We start from the raw sequence: 14,824 nt of genomic DNA on the forward strand, positions 1-14,824 counted from the left end.
TCTTTACCGGTAAACTATATCCTGTGAGGCAATACATGGCCAAGTCCGATCCTATCGTCCAGTTACCGGACGGTTTTTATCTCAATCGTACACCTTTGCTCGCATTTGGTTTGTTGTGTTGTCTGTTTTCTCTATGGGGCTGCGCCATGAGCCTCAATGACGTGTTGATCGGGCAGTTCCGCAAAGCCTTCATGCTGTCGGATTTTCAATCTGCCCTCGTGCAGTTTTCCTTTTACATCAGTTATTTTGTGCTGGGCATTCCAGCAGGTATGATTATTAAGAAATTCAGCTACAAATGGTCCATCCAGTTGGGATTGTTCCTTTACCTTATCGGCTGTTGTCTGTTTTTTCCCGCGGCATATTTTGCGACATATCAGATATTCTTCGTGGCTCTTTTTGTTGTTGCTGCCGGACTGGTCTTTATTGAAACCGCTGCCGATACTTACTGCACCTTGCTTGGCCCACCGGGCCGTGGAACGCATCGTCTGAATTTTGCGAGTGCTTTCCAACCGATAGGCGCCATTCTGGGAGCCAGCATGGGGGCTTATCTGATTTTCAAGGAAAACGATCTTTCGCGTGAGCAGCTCTCTGCCATGCCAGTTGCTCAGGCATGGCAGCATCAGCTCGTTATGATCCACGCCACTCTTGAGCCCTATGTCTACATCTTAGGGGTTCTATTGGTCGTCATGATCGCCATTGGCATCACGCGTTATCCAGCCTGCAAAGGGCGTGATCAGCAACGCAGTTATGAGCTCGATACTGCGGGTGCCCTGAAAAGGTTGTTTGCCAACAAACGCTTCGTCCTCGGTATTCTGACCCAGTTTCTATATGTCGGCGCACAGGTGGGCGTCTGGAGCTTCATTATCCGTCTTTCCATGAGACTGGGGCACATTAACGAAAGACAGGCATCTGTTTACCTGATCGCGTCATTTTGTGCGTTTTTTGTTGGCAAGCTGGTGGCAAATTTCTTCATGCGGCACGCTCGTCCGGCGCGAGTTTTGCTCGTTTATAGTCTGCTCTGCATTATTGCACTAGGTTATGCGGTCATGGTGCATGACTTCACGGCTGTGTATGCAGCTATTCTCGTTAGCGGGCTCCTCGGTCCCTGCTGGCCAACGATCTATGGCCTGACCGTTGATGAACTGGGCCATGACCGCGCTTATGGCGGATCAATTCTGGTTATGAGCATTAGTGGCGGTGGTATTCTTCCACTATTGCAAGGTTATATTTCAGATTCTACTGGTGGAAACATGCAACTTGCTTATGTTGTGCCGATGGGATGTTTCTTCATGATTGCAATCTTCGCAGCGTACTGCATAAGAAATACGAATGAAGCAGCAGAACATACAGATGTGAACTCAGTTTTTCAAACTATTGATTAAGATAAAACCCGCTTTGAGAGAAAGCGGATTTTATGGGTAAGCAACGTGCAAGACGTATGCGGAGGAGGTAAATCACGGGTTGCCCCGGAGGTGATCCGTGAAGAGCTGATGTTGGTGGATCTGGCGTCGAAACATGGCTTGCAGCAGATGATGATCGCGCAATAGAAGCCCACGCAGTTGCAGGCATGGCAGCGATTTTCTCAAGCACAACGAGGCTTTCACATTTCGGGGTGCTTTCAATAGGTTGTGCGAAGCTGCGAAATCTTTGTGGGCGTTTAGTGCATTATTCGTGGTTGGATATTTTCATTAAGATGAGGCCACAAACTATGAAGATTGCAGCTAAAGCTCTGGTCAGGGTGAACGCTTCTCCCAAGATAAATATCCCGACTAAAAATGCCCCGATTGCGCCTATTCCTGTCCAAACCGCGTAAGCCGTTCCCAGAGGCAAAGACTTCATAGCCAGAGAAAGTAGACCGAAACTAATCAACATCCCCACAAACGTGACTATGGAAGGCCAGAGCTTTGAAAACCCATCTGACTGTTTCATGGCAAAGGCCCAGATTACCTCGAAAGCACCAGCAACGATAAGAACAATCCAGTTCATAGAGATTTTCCAGCATTTTTAAGAAATTCAGAGAGCCCGTCGGAGCAAAAGAGTTGCGAGGAAGAGCATCACACACCCGATAACAAGATCTAAAATCTTCCAGGATTTTGGTGTGGCAAACATTGGCTGCAAAAAACGTGCGCCATATCCTAACGCTCCAAACCACAAAAAACTCGCTGATGCCGCCCCAACTGCAAAAAAAGATCTGAGATGGAGCGGTTGCGCTGTGGAGGCCGTGCCCATCAAAAGCATCGTATCGAGATAGACATGCGGGTTAAGCCAGGTGAACGCTGCTACGGAGGTCAATGCTCTTGATAAAGAGACGGGCCCGCCTTCAGTCACTGTCATGCTCTCAGAAAGTGTGGCCTGTCGTAGCGCTTTGATGCCGTACCAAAACAGAAATCCGGCGCCAGCAAGGGTAAATCCTTTTGCGACGTGTGGCAGTGAGACGAGTAGAGCGCCCATTCCACTTACTCCTGCTATAATCAGGATAGCGTCTGAAAAGCCGCAGAAAAGAACGATTGGACCGACATATTCGTTCTTCAAACCCTGTCGAAGAACGAACAGATTTTGAGCGCCAATAGCGACAATCAGCGAGGCAGAAAGCGCAAATCCGGACAAAAAGCTGATAATGAAAGGCATCATTCAGCTTTTTTATACAGCACAATTAATGAAGGAAAACTTGTTTTTCTTATCCTTATAAAGCAATCCTTCATTGATGTTGGATTATAACGCTCTTGTGGCCGTCAGTGCTGTTATCCGAGAAGGCTCTTTTGAGGGTGCGGCGAGGAAATTGAATATTACGGCTTCTGCCGTTTCTCAACGCATCAGAGGATACGAAGACCGGCTGGGTGCTCTGCTGGTTATCCGGGGACAGCCATGCAGACCAACAGACCTGGGGCAGGCTCTGGTAACTCATCTGGACAAAGTTTGTTTGCTCGAGGCGGAAATTCCTCATCTTTCGCACGCGTCAGGCTTTTTGTTGCAATCCGAGATTACTCTCAGAATTGCCGTAAACGCGGACAGTCTTGCAACGTGGTTTCCAGAGGCCATCTCGCGCTTTACAACAGAAACAGCCATTTGTCTGGACCTTCTCGTCGAAGACGAGACCTGTACAGCAGATCGTCTTCGGGCAGGCGAGGTCACAGCCGCGATTACGGCTCAGACGGAGCCGATTCCAGGATACAAGTCCGTCCATTTAGGGAAGATGCAATATGTTGCCTGTGCCACTCCTGATTTTGCAGCAAGCTACTTCAGTAACGGAGGAACAGTAGCCGAGTTTAGGGATGCACCCTGTATATGTTTTGACCGAGACGACGCTTTGGAAGCGCGATGGTTGTATGATCTTCACAAAACCGCTCTGCCATCACGGATACATTACATTCCTTCGACGCAGGGCTTCCTTGATTTTACACTCAAAAATGTCGGGTGGGGGTTACAGCCGCTCGCCCTGGTGGATAAATATCTGTCTCAGGGTAATCTGATCGAGATTGTTCCTGATAATCGTCTTGCTGTTGACCTTCATTGGGTCATACCAAGGATGAATAGCAAATTATTGAATGATCTCACTATTCACTTAAAAAACGAATGTGTGAAACATTTTTGGTTCGATAGAAGCGTAGGGAATTATACCGTTTGAATATATTGGTTTTTTGACAGGAATAATTTAGATGCGAGGTATTGCTGGAATCCGTTTCTATACATCTGTTTGATGTTTTTTTTACTCTTCTGACGTCACACATTCGTCGGGCAGAACCCTAACAATCTGGGTCAGAATTTCTTCTGTCAGCATCTTTGAGAAAAGGAAATCCCAGCCAAGGCGCTTGAGCCTGACGAAATTTCCTTGGGATACTGGTCTGTAAAAAGACTCCAAACCAAAGGCGAAACAATCGACGCTTGGATATTCCGACGTTACGTCCAGGAGGGAATGATGGCTCCGTGATAGGCTTCAAGCAGCTTGGTGCGGACATTGGGTTTTTGAAAAGCGCTCACCAGTGGCTGAACCCAGTTGGCATGGGCATCGGGCTCGTTTACAGCGATAAAATTAATATAGGGATTATTGTCCATACTCTCTCGCGCCAGACGCTCCGATTTAAGGTCGATCCCGGCTTTGTAAGCCCATTCCGTAATCACTACGCCAGCATCCAGATCTGGCAGAGAACGCGCGAGAACAGGATCATCCAATTCTTTTATCGTCAGATTTTTTGGATTTTCGGAGATGTCGAGTGCGGTTGGCATTTCGCCTGCGTCAGATGAAATCTTCAGCAGTCCGAGAGATTGCAGGAGTTTAAGCGCGCGTCCTTCGTTCGTAGGGTCCGCAGGAACGCCGATCGTTGCACCATCAGGAATTGTGGAGAGTGTTTTCCATTTTTTCGAATAAAAGCCGATCGGTGCGAAATAGGTGTTTCCAACAGGCACGATATGAGATCCAAGCGCGGTATTCTGGGCTTGAAGGTAAGGACCGTGTTGAAATGCGTTGGCGTCCAGATCTCCTGCCGCAAGGGCTGCGTTGATCGGATTGCCTTCAGAAAAAGTGACGACTTCGATTGTCAGGCCGGTCGTGCGGGCATTTTCCTGAACAATACGCCAGATATCCTCGTCTTCTCCTGACAGGATACCGACCCGTACAGGCTTTGCTTGCGCTTTTGCGGATGGACCAATGAAGGATGTGGCAGCGAGGAGCGTTAGCAGGCTGCGACGCCCCAGAGAAATACCGGGCGCGGACTGCTTCTGGCTTGGAAGGCGATTACGCATGGTGCAGGGCTTTCGATGAAACGGCAGAGAAAAGATCACTGTGATGTCGGGCCGCGACATCTGGATGGGAGCGCAGCCGCCCTTTGAGTGTGTTCTGTCCGATCTGGGAAAAGAGAGGATTGTTGGGGTCCTGCGTGATCCCGCTGCTGGAGCTTGCCAAGGCGTCGGGCAGCGGGAGGATTGGCATCGTTGCGTCGAGTTGTGCCCCAAGGAAAAAGGCCGCAGAAAGCCTGTCCCGCCCTGAGTTCGGGCTGACGACACGATGAATCGCAGCCTTGAAATATCCGCTTGTGGCGACTTCCAGCAATTCGCCGATGTTGACGATGAACGTCTCCGGCTGGGGTGGTGTCTGAAGCCACTCACCGTTTGCCAGTTCCACTTCCAGTCCGCCCTCATTGTCCTGAAGGATGAGCGAGAGGAGGTCGCTGTCTTTATGAGCACCCACGCCCTGCCTCTCTCCCTCGCCCTGATGGCCAGGATAATGGATGAGTTTCAAAAGCTGATAAGGCGTATTGCTGACGACGGGATGAAAAGCGTTCGCCGCTTGACCTAGAGATAAAGCAAGCGCTTCTAGCAGGCGTCTTAGGACATTCAGAACCTGCTCCTGCCATGACAGAACAATTATTTTGAGTTGTGGAAGTGCGTCTGGCCATTGGTTGGGTCCCTGAAGGCGCAGGTAAGCTGGCTTGTCCTTCAGATCTTCCACGATGGCTCGTTCGGGGCCGATATCGAGTTGCTCTCGCCAATCTGCTTTGCCGCGTGTGATCTCTCGGCCTGCATGATTATACCCTCTGAAATGTGGAGAATTAACCATAGAAATACGTTCTTTTTGCGTCATCGACAGAGAGAAAAATCTGGTCGTCTGTGCCATGAGATCGGTATTCAGATCAGCCGAAATTCCATGGCCTTTCAGGTAAAAGAAGCCATATTCGTGGGCAGCGTTGCGCAGAGATGCAAGGAAAATCTCGTCTGGCGCCTGATGATCCTGCCACTGGGACAGGTCGATGGTGGGTAGAGAAAGAGTGCTCTGCGTCATACACGTAACCACTTTCGGCTCTAAATTTTTTGCCCTTGGAACCCCTTTTGCAACAGATTCCAAGGTCATGCGTCCTCATATAACCCTCCATAAAACGCGACATATATTAAATCCACATCAATGTTATGTTTGACTCAAAAAACACTATGAAATAATCAACAAAACACAAATCTTCTTGAAAGAACTTTTATGCGTAGTGGTTATGTCCTGGCGCCACTTCTTGTTGGCCTTTCGTTTTCTGGGACCTTTCCGGGGGCTGTCGCGGCCGAAAATACTTCGGGTCAGGATAGTACCGGCGTGAAAAAACAGCCCAGAAAAGAGACTGTGGTCAAAAAAAACGTGCCTGCCGTCAGGACAGAACAGGCTGTGGCTGACGAACCGGAGCAGGTCATCGTGACGGGTACGCGCGATCCCTCCCAAACGGCGGCACGCAGCATCAGCCCCATTACGATCATTGGGGGCAACCAACTTAGGGCGACAGGCATGACGGACATCCGGGAGGCGCTGGTCCAGCTTTCTCCCTCTATCAGCCGTGAAGTCAATGGCTCGGATCAGGGATCGGTCGTAGATGCGTTAAGTCTTCGGGGACTAAATGCCGATCAGACCCTGGTGCTGGTGAATGGCAAAAGACGGCATACGACAGCCGCCATTGCGGTGGATGCGTCTTCACAGCAGGGAACGACCCCTGTTGATCTGGATATGATCCCGATTTCTGCAGTCGATCACATTGAGATCCTGCAGGATGGTGCGGCTGCTCAGTATGGATCGGACGCCATCGCGGGCGTGATCAATGTCATTCTGAAATCCAACAATCACGGCATCCATCTTCAAGCTGTCAATGGCGGTTATGCTGCAGGAGACGGCTTTACGACCGGTGAAAACCTGAATGCAGGTTTCAAGCTGGGTCATCGTGGATTCCTGAATCTCAGTGCGGAATTCAAACATCAGGATCGCACCCAGAGAACGGGGATTGATCCCCGAACCGGTAAAAATAACGATCTGGCAACGGGTCAGCCTCAGGTGACGCGTGAGTCCATCGAAACGAATTTCGGCTATCATGTGACGGATGCCATAGAGCTTTATGGTTTTGGAACATTTACGCACCGCGATGCCGAGCGTTGGGCTTTTCTGCGTGCTCCGAGCACCACTGCGGCTGACGGGCTTTCCGGGATGTATCCGAACGGGTTTGAACCCGTCGAAACAATGCCTGAGAATGATTATGGCTTCACGCTCGGTTTTCGAGGAAAACGACTTTACGGTTTTGACTGGGATCTGAGTTCCACGATCGGTGGAGACCACGACACGCTGGGGGATTATAATTCCGCCAACGCAGACGCTTATAAAGAGACAGGATATTCCCCGTCGCGTTTCTTTCTTGGCAGTTACTCCAACCAGCAATGGACGAACAATCTCGATATTCGGCGCGGCGTAGATCTGCCGTTTCTGTACAGCCCCTTGAATATTGCGTTTGGTGGCGAATATCGCCGCGATACCTATTCCATAGGAGCGGGAGAACCGTTGTCGTATTACTTGAGCGGTGCACAGGGATATCAGGGCGAAACGCCTCAGGATGCCGTTAACGCAGCCAGACACGTCGCAGCCGCCTATGTTGATTTCTCGACGCAGATCGTCAAACGCTGGCGGGTGGATCTCGCCGGACGGTTTGAGCATTATGACGACGTTGGAAATGCGCGGACGGGAAAGATCTCCACGCGATATGACATCAACCGTTTCATCGGATTTCGTGGAACCGCCAGTACCGGCTTTCGCGCTCCGACCCTCGCGGAACAAAATTTTGCGGCTTTCATCTCCAGCCCGAACTATGCAACCGGACAGATTGCGGCCAATTCACCCGCTGCGCGCGCTTTGGGTTCGCCTGGCCTCAGACCGGAAACATCCACCAATTTCAGTGCAGGCATGATCCTGAATCCGTTGCCTCGGCTTCATATTAATGTCGACGGTTATACAATCTACATCAAGCACCGGATCGTTGATGGAGGGTACGCTTCAGGTGCCCGGGCGGTAGAAGCCTATGCCGCAGCGGGTGTGGATACGTCCGGATTTTCTGGCGATGAGTCTGCAGTCAGTACAAACTACTTTACGAATGGTGCCAGTACCCGGACAACCGGCCTTGATATTACGGCGCATTATTCTTCGGACTTTGGGCGTTATGGGAAAGTGGACTGGGATGCGGCCGTCAATTTCAACCATACCAATGTCAGAAACATTGCCCGGACCGGGGAGGGGGCTCCGGTTCTGAACGCTCAGCAGATCAGTTTGATGTCAACGGAAAACCCGTCCAACAAGCTGATTTTTGGAGGGATATGGCGTCAGGGAAAATGGACGGTCGCCGTTCACGAAATCCGTTATGGGCATACGACGTCTGACCTGACATTCGTTTCAGGAAGCAACGCTTTTTCGACAACGGATTTTTACCATCAGATCAACCGTCCGCGCTTCGTGACCAATCTTGAAGTCGGTTATCAGGTTCTGCCTCAACTTCATCTGGCGCTGGGCGGCAACAATGTCGGGAACGCCCATCCCAGCCGTGTGCCGTCCTTTACGGCAGATTATAACAACAATCTCTACGACACACTTAGTCAGCAGCTTTCCGAAGAGGGTGGTTTTTACTATCTTCGGGCTGATCTTTCTCTTTGAATATGATGGTGATGCAGAATACGGGTATGGCTGAAGCGAATGAGATGTTGAAAGTTGAAGGTCTGTCAAAGACCTTTGATGGTCACCTTGCGCTGGAAAATATCAGCTTTTCTGTTCTTCGCGGTGAAATTGTAGGGCTCATTGGACGTTCGGGGGCAGGGAAAACCACCTTGCTTCGGTGCCTTAACGGCGCAGAAATCTTGGATTTAGGGCGCGTTCTCGTTGAAGGAAAAAACCTCAGCGTCCTTAAAGAGCGGGAACTGCTTGCCCTTCGACAAAGGATCGGTCTTGTTTTTCAGGGCTTTAATCTTCTTCAGTCCCGCACTGTAGCGGGAAATATTTCTCTTGCTCTTGAGATTTTGGGAACTCCCAAAAGAGAACGGCAGCACCGTATTCAGGACCTGATCCATCTGGTCGGCCTTGAAGGGCATGAAGGAAAGTATCCCTCACAGCTTTCCGGAGGACAAAAGCAGAGGGTTGGGATCGCAAGGGCGCTGGCGGGTCATCCGGCTATTTTGTTGTGTGACGAAGCAACATCCGCGTTGGACCCTGAAGCAACGACTTCAATTCTCGCCCTTCTTGAAACCGTTAATAAAGAGCTTGGTGTTACGGTCATTCTCATTACACATGAAATGGATGTTATCCGTCGGCTGGCTCACCGGGTGCTTGTGCTTGATCAGGGACGTATTGTTGAAGATATCTCCAGTGAATTACTGAATAGAGGGGAGGCGAAGCACGCCTTAACGCAGTCTTTCATCAGTCGTTTGCCGAATAATGGAGAAGACATGGAGGGCGCCGGATATGCATCATCAGGTTTTTGATCTGTTTTTCAAAGCCACGCTGGCGACGCTCGAAATGGTTTTTGCGTCCGCAGCAATCGCCGTTCTCTTTGGATTGCCTCTCGCTATTCTTCTCACCATCACGAGGTCCGGGGGACTATGGCCCGTTCGTCCCATCGGTCGGATTCTTGGGGTTGTGGTTGATCTGACAAGAGCAGTGCCCTTCATTATTCTTCTTGTCGTTTTGATCCCTTTCACGCGCTTCGTAATGGGAACGGCTCTTGGGACTGCCGCGGCCATCGTTCCACTGTCCATTACCGCGATCCCATATTTCGCGCGCATTGCGGAAGTCTCATTGAGAGAGGTGTCTCCGGAACTGATTGATGCGGTTCGTGCTATGGGCGCAACACGGACGAAAGTCGTTCGCTCGGTTCTTATTCCCGAGGCTTTACCAGGGCTGGTCTCCGGCCTGACCGTCACACTGGTCACACTCATCAGTGCATCTGCCATGGCGGGTGTTGTTGGCGCAGGTGGACTGGGGGATCTTGCAATCCGCTACGGATACCAAAGGTTTAATACAACCATGATGTTGTGGGTGGTGAGCATTCTTGTTGTATTGACGATTCTTGTTCAGATCGTTGGAAATTCTATTTCTGCCCGATTGAGGAAGAATTTCATATGAGGATGGTGTTCCTCTTGATGACGTCTTTAGGAAGCTCAGACGCCACTAAGAGCACCTTTCCAACTCAGCTATAGGCTGGAAAGGTACTGTCTAACCTATGATATGCAGCCAAAATCTTCTTGATCCTGTTTCTGGCTGCAATCGTCATATTTCTACCTTGAGCCTTAAATCCATATTGATTCCGGTATATTATTCTGAAGTATCAATCATCTAAATCATGTCCGTCATCTGGGCCTTTAAGCTGGCGGCTTTTTTCACCAGTGACGCTAATAGGAGTGTCTCCGCGCACGGTAATCCGGCGCAGGAGGCGGGGATGGGTGTCGAAGTCGGCCGTGGCGTAGTGTTGCGTGGCGCGGTTGTCCCAGATGGCGACATCACCGGGTTTCCAGTTCCAGCGGACGGTGTTGTCGATCTGCGTGATGTAGGACTGAAAGATTTCCAATAGCCGGTTGGCATGTTGGGTAGGAATACCACGGATTTCTTTGAAAAAATGACCCAAAATAAGTGTGCGTTCGCCGGTTTCCGGGTGGACGCGGACGACCGGGTGCTCCGTTTCATAAATCTTTGAGATGAAGCTTGCGCGAAAATTGGCAATTTCCTCGTGACGAAGATCATATTTATAGAAATTGGTATCGTAGTCGTTGCCATGAACGGCCCAGAGTGTGTCGGCGAGTTGTTGCAGCGGGGCGGGCAGGTCGTCATAGGCCGTGGCCGTGTTGGCCCAGAGGGTGCTGCCGCCATAAGGCGGAATTGTGATGGCGCGCAGAATGGAAGCTTTGGGATAGGCGGGGACGAACGTGACATCCGTGTGCCAGGAATCCGTGGAGCGGCCGTTGCGCGAGTTCAACTCAAATGTGTAGGGGGTGCCGTCTGCGGCGGGGATAGTCGGATGGAGGATCGGGTCTCCGAAAACACGGCTGAGTGTTTCATGCTGGGCGTCATCAAGAAACTGATCGCGCAGGAAGATCACCTTGTGGCGCAGCAGGGCGTCATGAAGAAACGCCTTGTGTTCTTTGGGCAAAGGCTCTCGGGCATTGATGCCATGAATGATGGCACCGATGCGGGACGTCACCTTTTCAGCGCTGAGGGTGTCGGCGAAGGCGGGTTCGTTGGGGACAAGGCGGAGGGTCGTCATGAGGGAAGTCCTTCGGGCTGGGGGACTACGGTGCTGTTGAGAGCACGGTCAGGGCGTGTGAGGGGCGGTGGTGTGATGAAAAAAGTGAGGATGGCGCTGGCCAGAAAAAGTGCGGCGTAAATGAGAATAATGCCCTGCGTGCCGACAGCACCTTCAAAGGCATAGACGATGAAGGGGCCAATCCAGACGCTGCTGCCGGCACCGAGGTTCAGCAGGGACATGGCGATACCCTTGTGATCTGGCAAAAGAGACGGCGTCAGGGCCGAGAGCGGCACATATCCGGCAAGAGTCATCCCGAAGACGGCAGCGGAGGCGTAGACTGCGAACAGGCTGCTCTGGGCGTAGAGTAGGGGGATCCAGTACAGTCCGACGCAGCTCAACGCGCTGCCGATGCCGCCAAACCAGATCACAGTCTGGCGCCAGGAAATGTAGTCGCTGGCAAAACCGATCAGCAGGTTGAAGACGATATTGCTGGCGAAGATGATTTCCAGAAACCGGATCCACACATCCTGCGACAGGCCCAGACGGCTGGTGAAGAAGAAGGGCATGAAGACGATCAGGCCATGCGTGGCGCTGGAATTGACCGCACGCACGATGCAGGCCAGCCCTACGCCCGGATTGTGGCGGATCTGGCGGACTGTTTCGCGCAGGGTCGGGCCGATATCCTTCAGGCTCCCTTTCTGCGACCGGGGCGTGGCAGGTAGGGGCAGGATGGCGAGAACGCCTCCAGCGCCTACGCCGAGCAGGGCGATCCAGAGCGTAACGTACTGGCCGTACACTGGCAGCAGGAGTTGCGCCACGATGGAGCCGGCCGTAGGCAGGCCGCAGGTAAAGCAGAACCAGAACAGGCCGACGGCCCGTCCCAGACGGTCCTGCCGGACCGTGGTGACGAGCAGGGTCAACAGTCCGTAGGAAAACAGCGGATAGCCTGCTCCGCGCAGTCCGTAGGTCAGCAGAAGCAGGGTTGGAGAATGGGCGGGAATGGCGACGCCGAGGAAGAGGAGCTGTGGGAGAACCCAGAACAGCAAGCCTGCCGTCATGACCGTGCGGCTGCCGAAAATATCGCATAGCAGGCCCGAGAACCAAGCCGCCAGGGCAGCAGCCAGACCATAGGCCGTAAAAAGGAGGGCGACGAAGTGTTCCGTCTGGCCCGTCTGGACCAGAAACGGCGACAGATAGCCGACCTCGACACCATCTCCGATCATAAAAACCAGAAGCCCGGCATATTGCAGCGCGAAGCTCCGTGGCAGGCGGCTGGCGGGCAGGAGTGAGGCGGTGGGGACCATCGTCTGCATCTCAGAAATCCGCATGAACCGCGCCAAAATACTGGCGTGGAGCACCGAGGACGACGGACTGATAGTCGCCCGCCATGGGATAACCGTTCTGGCCCATGGTGGAGATGTATTTCACGTTCGTCAGGTTATAGACGTTGAAGTCCAGCGAGAGGTGTTGGACGAAGCCTGTATGGGACAGGTGGTGGAGCTGTTTGCTCAGGTCGTAGCGGGCGCCGAAATTAGTCAGCCAGTAGGACGGGACTTTGGTGTCTCCCGTATAGCTGAGGTTACGCTTGCCGACATACTGGGCCTCGATATGCGCCTGAAGGTCATGCCAAGTGTAGGACAGATCGGCATGGTACATCAGGCGCGGATAAGCCACGACCTGTTGTCCCCGGATGTTGTAGGTCACCCGCGATCCATTAATGGTCTGGGTGATGTTGTTATCATAGACAGCATGGTTGTAGCTGATGCTGTTGGTCAGGCTCAGTCCTTTGACGGGGGTGAGCGTAACAGCACCGTCCACGCCGCTCATCGTCACGCCGCCGACATTCTGGATGGTGGTGTAAGGCTGGGTTGTCGGACCGGTAGAGATGCGTTGCAGGCGGTTGGAAAAGATCGTGTGGTAGCCGTAGAGCGAGCCGCTGATGAGACGGCCGGTGTAGCGGTAGCCGCCAGCGAAGTTCCAGTCGGTTTCAGGTTGCAGGCTGCTTTTGGACGCCAGATAGGACGCCTGTGAGGTCGAGAAGGGTGATGAGCCGCTGTTATAGCCCGAGACCGGATAGACCTTCACGTTCTCGGCAATATCGAAATAGAGTTGATGGCCGGGAGCAAAGCGCCATTCCCCGCTGAAATGCGGCAGGAAAGGTTTGCTGGAGGTGAGGGAATCTCCGCCTGCAATCGCAGTGGTGCGGGTGTAAGTCTCCCAGTTGGCAAGGGCCCCGACGCGGCTGGTATTCAGGACGGAACGGAAACCGGCATGCAAAGCGATGGTGTTCGTAACGTGATAGGTGTCCTGAAAATAGGCGACAAAGGTGTTGGTGTTGAAGACCTGCCGATAGCCATTCTGAAACGGGTTCTTGAGATTATCGAGACCATTGACCGGCGTCGCGGTGCCGTTGAGCACGTCTTCCAGCAGGGGTTCCTGATAGAGCGGTTTGCTGATGTCGAAATGGGTGTTTTCGTACCACAGCCCCGCATTCAGCACGTTATGCGCGATGCGGTAGGACAGGGACGTCGTGAAACCGAAGCGGTCCGTATCGGGCTGCGTGACCTGATCGATCAGCGGGGCGCCGTTGGGCGATGCGATCAGCGGGCTTGCAACCGATCCACGCTGGTAGGAACGATGTCCATAGGCGGTGCTTTGCCAGCGCAGACGGTCGGTTAAAGCGAGATCCGCCGAGACGCCGCCGATATAGGAATGCTGCATCTGCGCGCCTTCATAATAAGACGCGGTATAGGGGCTCTTGAGATTGGCATAGGCAGCCGGAACCTGTCCGCCGGGCAAGCCGCGCTGGGCCAGTGCCAGGCGATAGGCTTTCTCATATCCTCCGGGTTGTCCGATGAAATTGTCGATCGCGTAGCCACCGTGGTTGAACATATCCAGGCTGTAGTCCTGGTAGTTCTGCATCTGAAGGTCCGCGTAGTCGAAGAAGGCCGTGATGCGGCTGTCCTGTCCGATGGGGTGCAGAACCTTCGCATTGATCTGCTGCATGAACTGGTCCTGTCCGCCACGCCATTTGTTGGTGTCGTTACGGGCATAAGAGACATAAAAACGCGTCCCCTGCGGGTTCAGATCGCCGCTTTCGAGCCGCAGAAATGTCCGGTACATCGCATTGCTGCCAAAGGTCTGGTTCACGCTTGCGCCGCGCTTATGGGACGGATCGCGGGAAATGAACTGCACCGTGCCGCCCAGATTGGATGTACTGGCGACGCTTTCCGAGCCCGTGGAGGCTGAGACATCCATTCGCTCGATGTTTTCGGACGATATGGCAGATGTTGGGCTGAGGCCGTTGACGTTGCTGAACTGCTGATCGCCCAGCGGGATGCCGTCCAGCGTCATGCCGATCTGGCTCTGGTCGAAACCATGCATCAGGAACGAGTTCTGCCAAGTATTCACGCCCTGCGGGTCTCCGGAATTGAACAGCACGCCGGGCAGCCGTGTCAGGGCCTTGAGCGGATTTGTTCCGGCTACATATTCACGGATCGTGGCGCTGGAGACGGGGTTGGATACCCAGTTGGCCTGCCGGTGTCCCTCCACGCCGATATTTTCGGCAATATGAGAGGTCAGAGCACGCGCTTTGGCAGGCGGCTTGTGAGTGGGGGGCGCCGGCGTGGCGTGACGGGACTTCTCGTCGGGCTTTGTGACGGGTGCGCTGGTGGCGGCAAAGGCCTGCGTGCTGACCGAGAGGGTCAGCAGAGCGATTAAGGATGCGGAACCGCTGGGGATGCGGTTGGAAAACTGAAAAGCGGACATGGAAAGACACTCACAAGAAACAGGAAAAGGGGTTTTCAGGTCTT

General features: G+C 52.8%; 12 protein-coding genes. 5 read left to right on the forward strand and 7 right to left on the reverse strand.

The window, feature by feature from the left end:
* Positions 1-35 precede the first annotated feature (35 nt).
* Entirely contained in the window at positions 36-1,382 is a 1,347-nt protein-coding gene (gene fucP / locus ABDK74_RS11335; protein WP_346003868.1) for an L-fucose:H+ symporter permease, read from the forward strand.
* Positions 1,383-1,665: 283 nt separating this feature from the next.
* Here fucP and ABDK74_RS11340 read toward each other — a convergent pair whose 3' ends face one another.
* Together ABDK74_RS11340 and ABDK74_RS11345 are read right to left on the reverse strand one after the other, a co-directional pair.
* Complete coding sequence (locus ABDK74_RS11340) at positions 1,666-1,986, reverse strand: multidrug efflux SMR transporter (protein ID WP_346003869.1); 321 nt, start codon at positions 1,984-1,986, stop codon at positions 1,666-1,668.
* Between the two features lie 27 nt (positions 1,987-2,013).
* Entirely contained in the window at positions 2,014-2,631 is a 618-nt protein-coding gene (locus ABDK74_RS11345; protein WP_346003870.1) for a LysE/ArgO family amino acid transporter, read from the reverse strand.
* A 73-nt stretch (positions 2,632-2,704) separates the two neighbouring features.
* Between ABDK74_RS11345 and ABDK74_RS11350 the strand changes: the two genes are divergently transcribed.
* Positions 2,705-3,625, forward strand: a complete 921-nt coding sequence (locus ABDK74_RS11350; protein WP_346003871.1) for a LysR family transcriptional regulator ArgP — start codon at positions 2,705-2,707, stop codon at positions 3,623-3,625.
* A 272-nt stretch (positions 3,626-3,897) separates the two neighbouring features.
* Here the strand turns inward: ABDK74_RS11350 and ABDK74_RS11355 are convergent, their stop codons facing one another.
* Positions 3,898-4,740 carry a MetQ/NlpA family ABC transporter substrate-binding protein gene (locus tag ABDK74_RS11355; RefSeq protein ID WP_346003872.1) on the reverse strand — a complete coding sequence of 281 codons (843 nt, stop codon included), beginning with the start codon at positions 4,738-4,740 and terminating at the stop codon, positions 3,898-3,900.
* On the reverse strand, positions 4,733-5,776 hold the full coding sequence (locus ABDK74_RS11360) for a 2-oxoglutarate and iron-dependent oxygenase domain-containing protein (RefSeq protein WP_346003873.1): 1,044 nt from the start codon (positions 5,774-5,776) through the stop codon (positions 4,733-4,735). The genes ABDK74_RS11355 and ABDK74_RS11360 overlap by 8 nt, the downstream gene beginning before the upstream one ends.
* A 366-nt stretch (positions 5,777-6,142) precedes the next feature.
* Between ABDK74_RS11360 and ABDK74_RS11365 the strand changes: the two genes are divergently transcribed.
* From ABDK74_RS11365 to ABDK74_RS11375, 3 genes are read left to right on the forward strand one after another with little or no spacing between them, the layout of a single operon-like run.
* Positions 6,143-8,434, forward strand: coding sequence for a TonB-dependent receptor domain-containing protein (locus ABDK74_RS11365; RefSeq protein ID WP_346003874.1), 2,292 nt, complete (start codon positions 6,143-6,145; stop codon positions 8,432-8,434).
* A gap of 26 nt (positions 8,435-8,460) precedes the next feature.
* Positions 8,461-9,255 (forward strand): methionine ABC transporter ATP-binding protein, encoded by a 795-nt coding sequence (locus ABDK74_RS11370; protein ID WP_408874481.1) that lies wholly within the window; start codon positions 8,461-8,463, stop codon positions 9,253-9,255.
* Positions 9,236-9,895, forward strand: coding sequence for a methionine ABC transporter permease (locus ABDK74_RS11375; protein WP_346003875.1), 660 nt, complete (start codon positions 9,236-9,238; stop codon positions 9,893-9,895). Before ABDK74_RS11370 ends, ABDK74_RS11375 begins: the two co-directional genes overlap by 20 nt.
* Before the next feature lie 202 nt (positions 9,896-10,097).
* Here ABDK74_RS11375 and ABDK74_RS11380 read toward each other — a convergent pair whose 3' ends face one another.
* From ABDK74_RS11380 to ABDK74_RS11390, 3 genes are read right to left on the reverse strand one after another with little or no spacing between them, the layout of a single operon-like run.
* Positions 10,098-11,030 carry a TauD/TfdA family dioxygenase gene (locus tag ABDK74_RS11380; RefSeq protein WP_346003876.1) on the reverse strand — a complete coding sequence of 311 codons (933 nt, stop codon included), beginning with the start codon at positions 11,028-11,030 and terminating at the stop codon, positions 10,098-10,100.
* Positions 11,027-12,340 (reverse strand): MFS transporter, encoded by a 1,314-nt coding sequence (locus ABDK74_RS11385; RefSeq protein ID WP_346003877.1) that lies wholly within the window; start codon positions 12,338-12,340, stop codon positions 11,027-11,029. The genes ABDK74_RS11380 and ABDK74_RS11385 overlap by 4 nt, the downstream gene beginning before the upstream one ends.
* Positions 12,327-14,780, reverse strand: a complete 2,454-nt coding sequence (locus ABDK74_RS11390) for a TonB-dependent receptor domain-containing protein (protein WP_346003878.1) — start codon at positions 14,778-14,780, stop codon at positions 12,327-12,329. Before ABDK74_RS11390 ends, ABDK74_RS11385 begins: the two co-directional genes overlap by 14 nt.
* Between the last annotated feature and the right edge of the window lie 44 nt (positions 14,781-14,824).

The sequence above is a fragment of the Gluconobacter sp. OJB genome, from assembly GCF_039638275.1.
GTDB lineage: Bacteria > Pseudomonadota > Alphaproteobacteria > Acetobacterales > Acetobacteraceae > Gluconobacter > Gluconobacter cerevisiae.

Bases quoted from the DNA above. Each gene is read 5' to 3' on its own strand.
- fucP (WP_346003868.1), top strand. From the start codon at position 36: ATGGCCAAGTCCGATCCTATCGTCCAGTTACCGGACGGTTTTTATCTC.
- ABDK74_RS11355 (WP_346003872.1), bottom strand. From the start codon at position 4,740: ATGCGTAATCGCCTTCCAAGCCAGAAGCAGTCCGCGCCCGGTATTTCT.
- ABDK74_RS11375 (WP_346003875.1), top strand. From the start codon at position 9,236: ATGCATCATCAGGTTTTTGATCTGTTTTTCAAAGCCACGCTGGCGACG.
- ABDK74_RS11385 (WP_346003877.1), bottom strand. From the start codon at position 12,340: ATGCGGATTTCTGAGATGCAGACGATGGTCCCCACCGCCTCACTCCTG.
- ABDK74_RS11360 (WP_346003873.1), bottom strand. From the start codon at position 5,776: ATGACGCAGAGCACTCTTTCTCTACCCACCATCGACCTGTCCCAGTGG.
- ABDK74_RS11345 (WP_346003870.1), bottom strand. From the start codon at position 2,631: ATGATGCCTTTCATTATCAGCTTTTTGTCCGGATTTGCGCTTTCTGCC.
- ABDK74_RS11390 (WP_346003878.1), bottom strand. From the start codon at position 14,780: ATGTCCGCTTTTCAGTTTTCCAACCGCATCCCCAGCGGTTCCGCATCC.
- ABDK74_RS11340 (WP_346003869.1), bottom strand. From the start codon at position 1,986: ATGAACTGGATTGTTCTTATCGTTGCTGGTGCTTTCGAGGTAATCTGG.
- ABDK74_RS11370 (WP_408874481.1), top strand. From the start codon at position 8,461: ATGGCTGAAGCGAATGAGATGTTGAAAGTTGAAGGTCTGTCAAAGACC.
- ABDK74_RS11350 (WP_346003871.1), top strand. From the start codon at position 2,705: ATGTTGGATTATAACGCTCTTGTGGCCGTCAGTGCTGTTATCCGAGAA.
- ABDK74_RS11380 (WP_346003876.1), bottom strand. From the start codon at position 11,030: ATGACGACCCTCCGCCTTGTCCCCAACGAACCCGCCTTCGCCGACACC.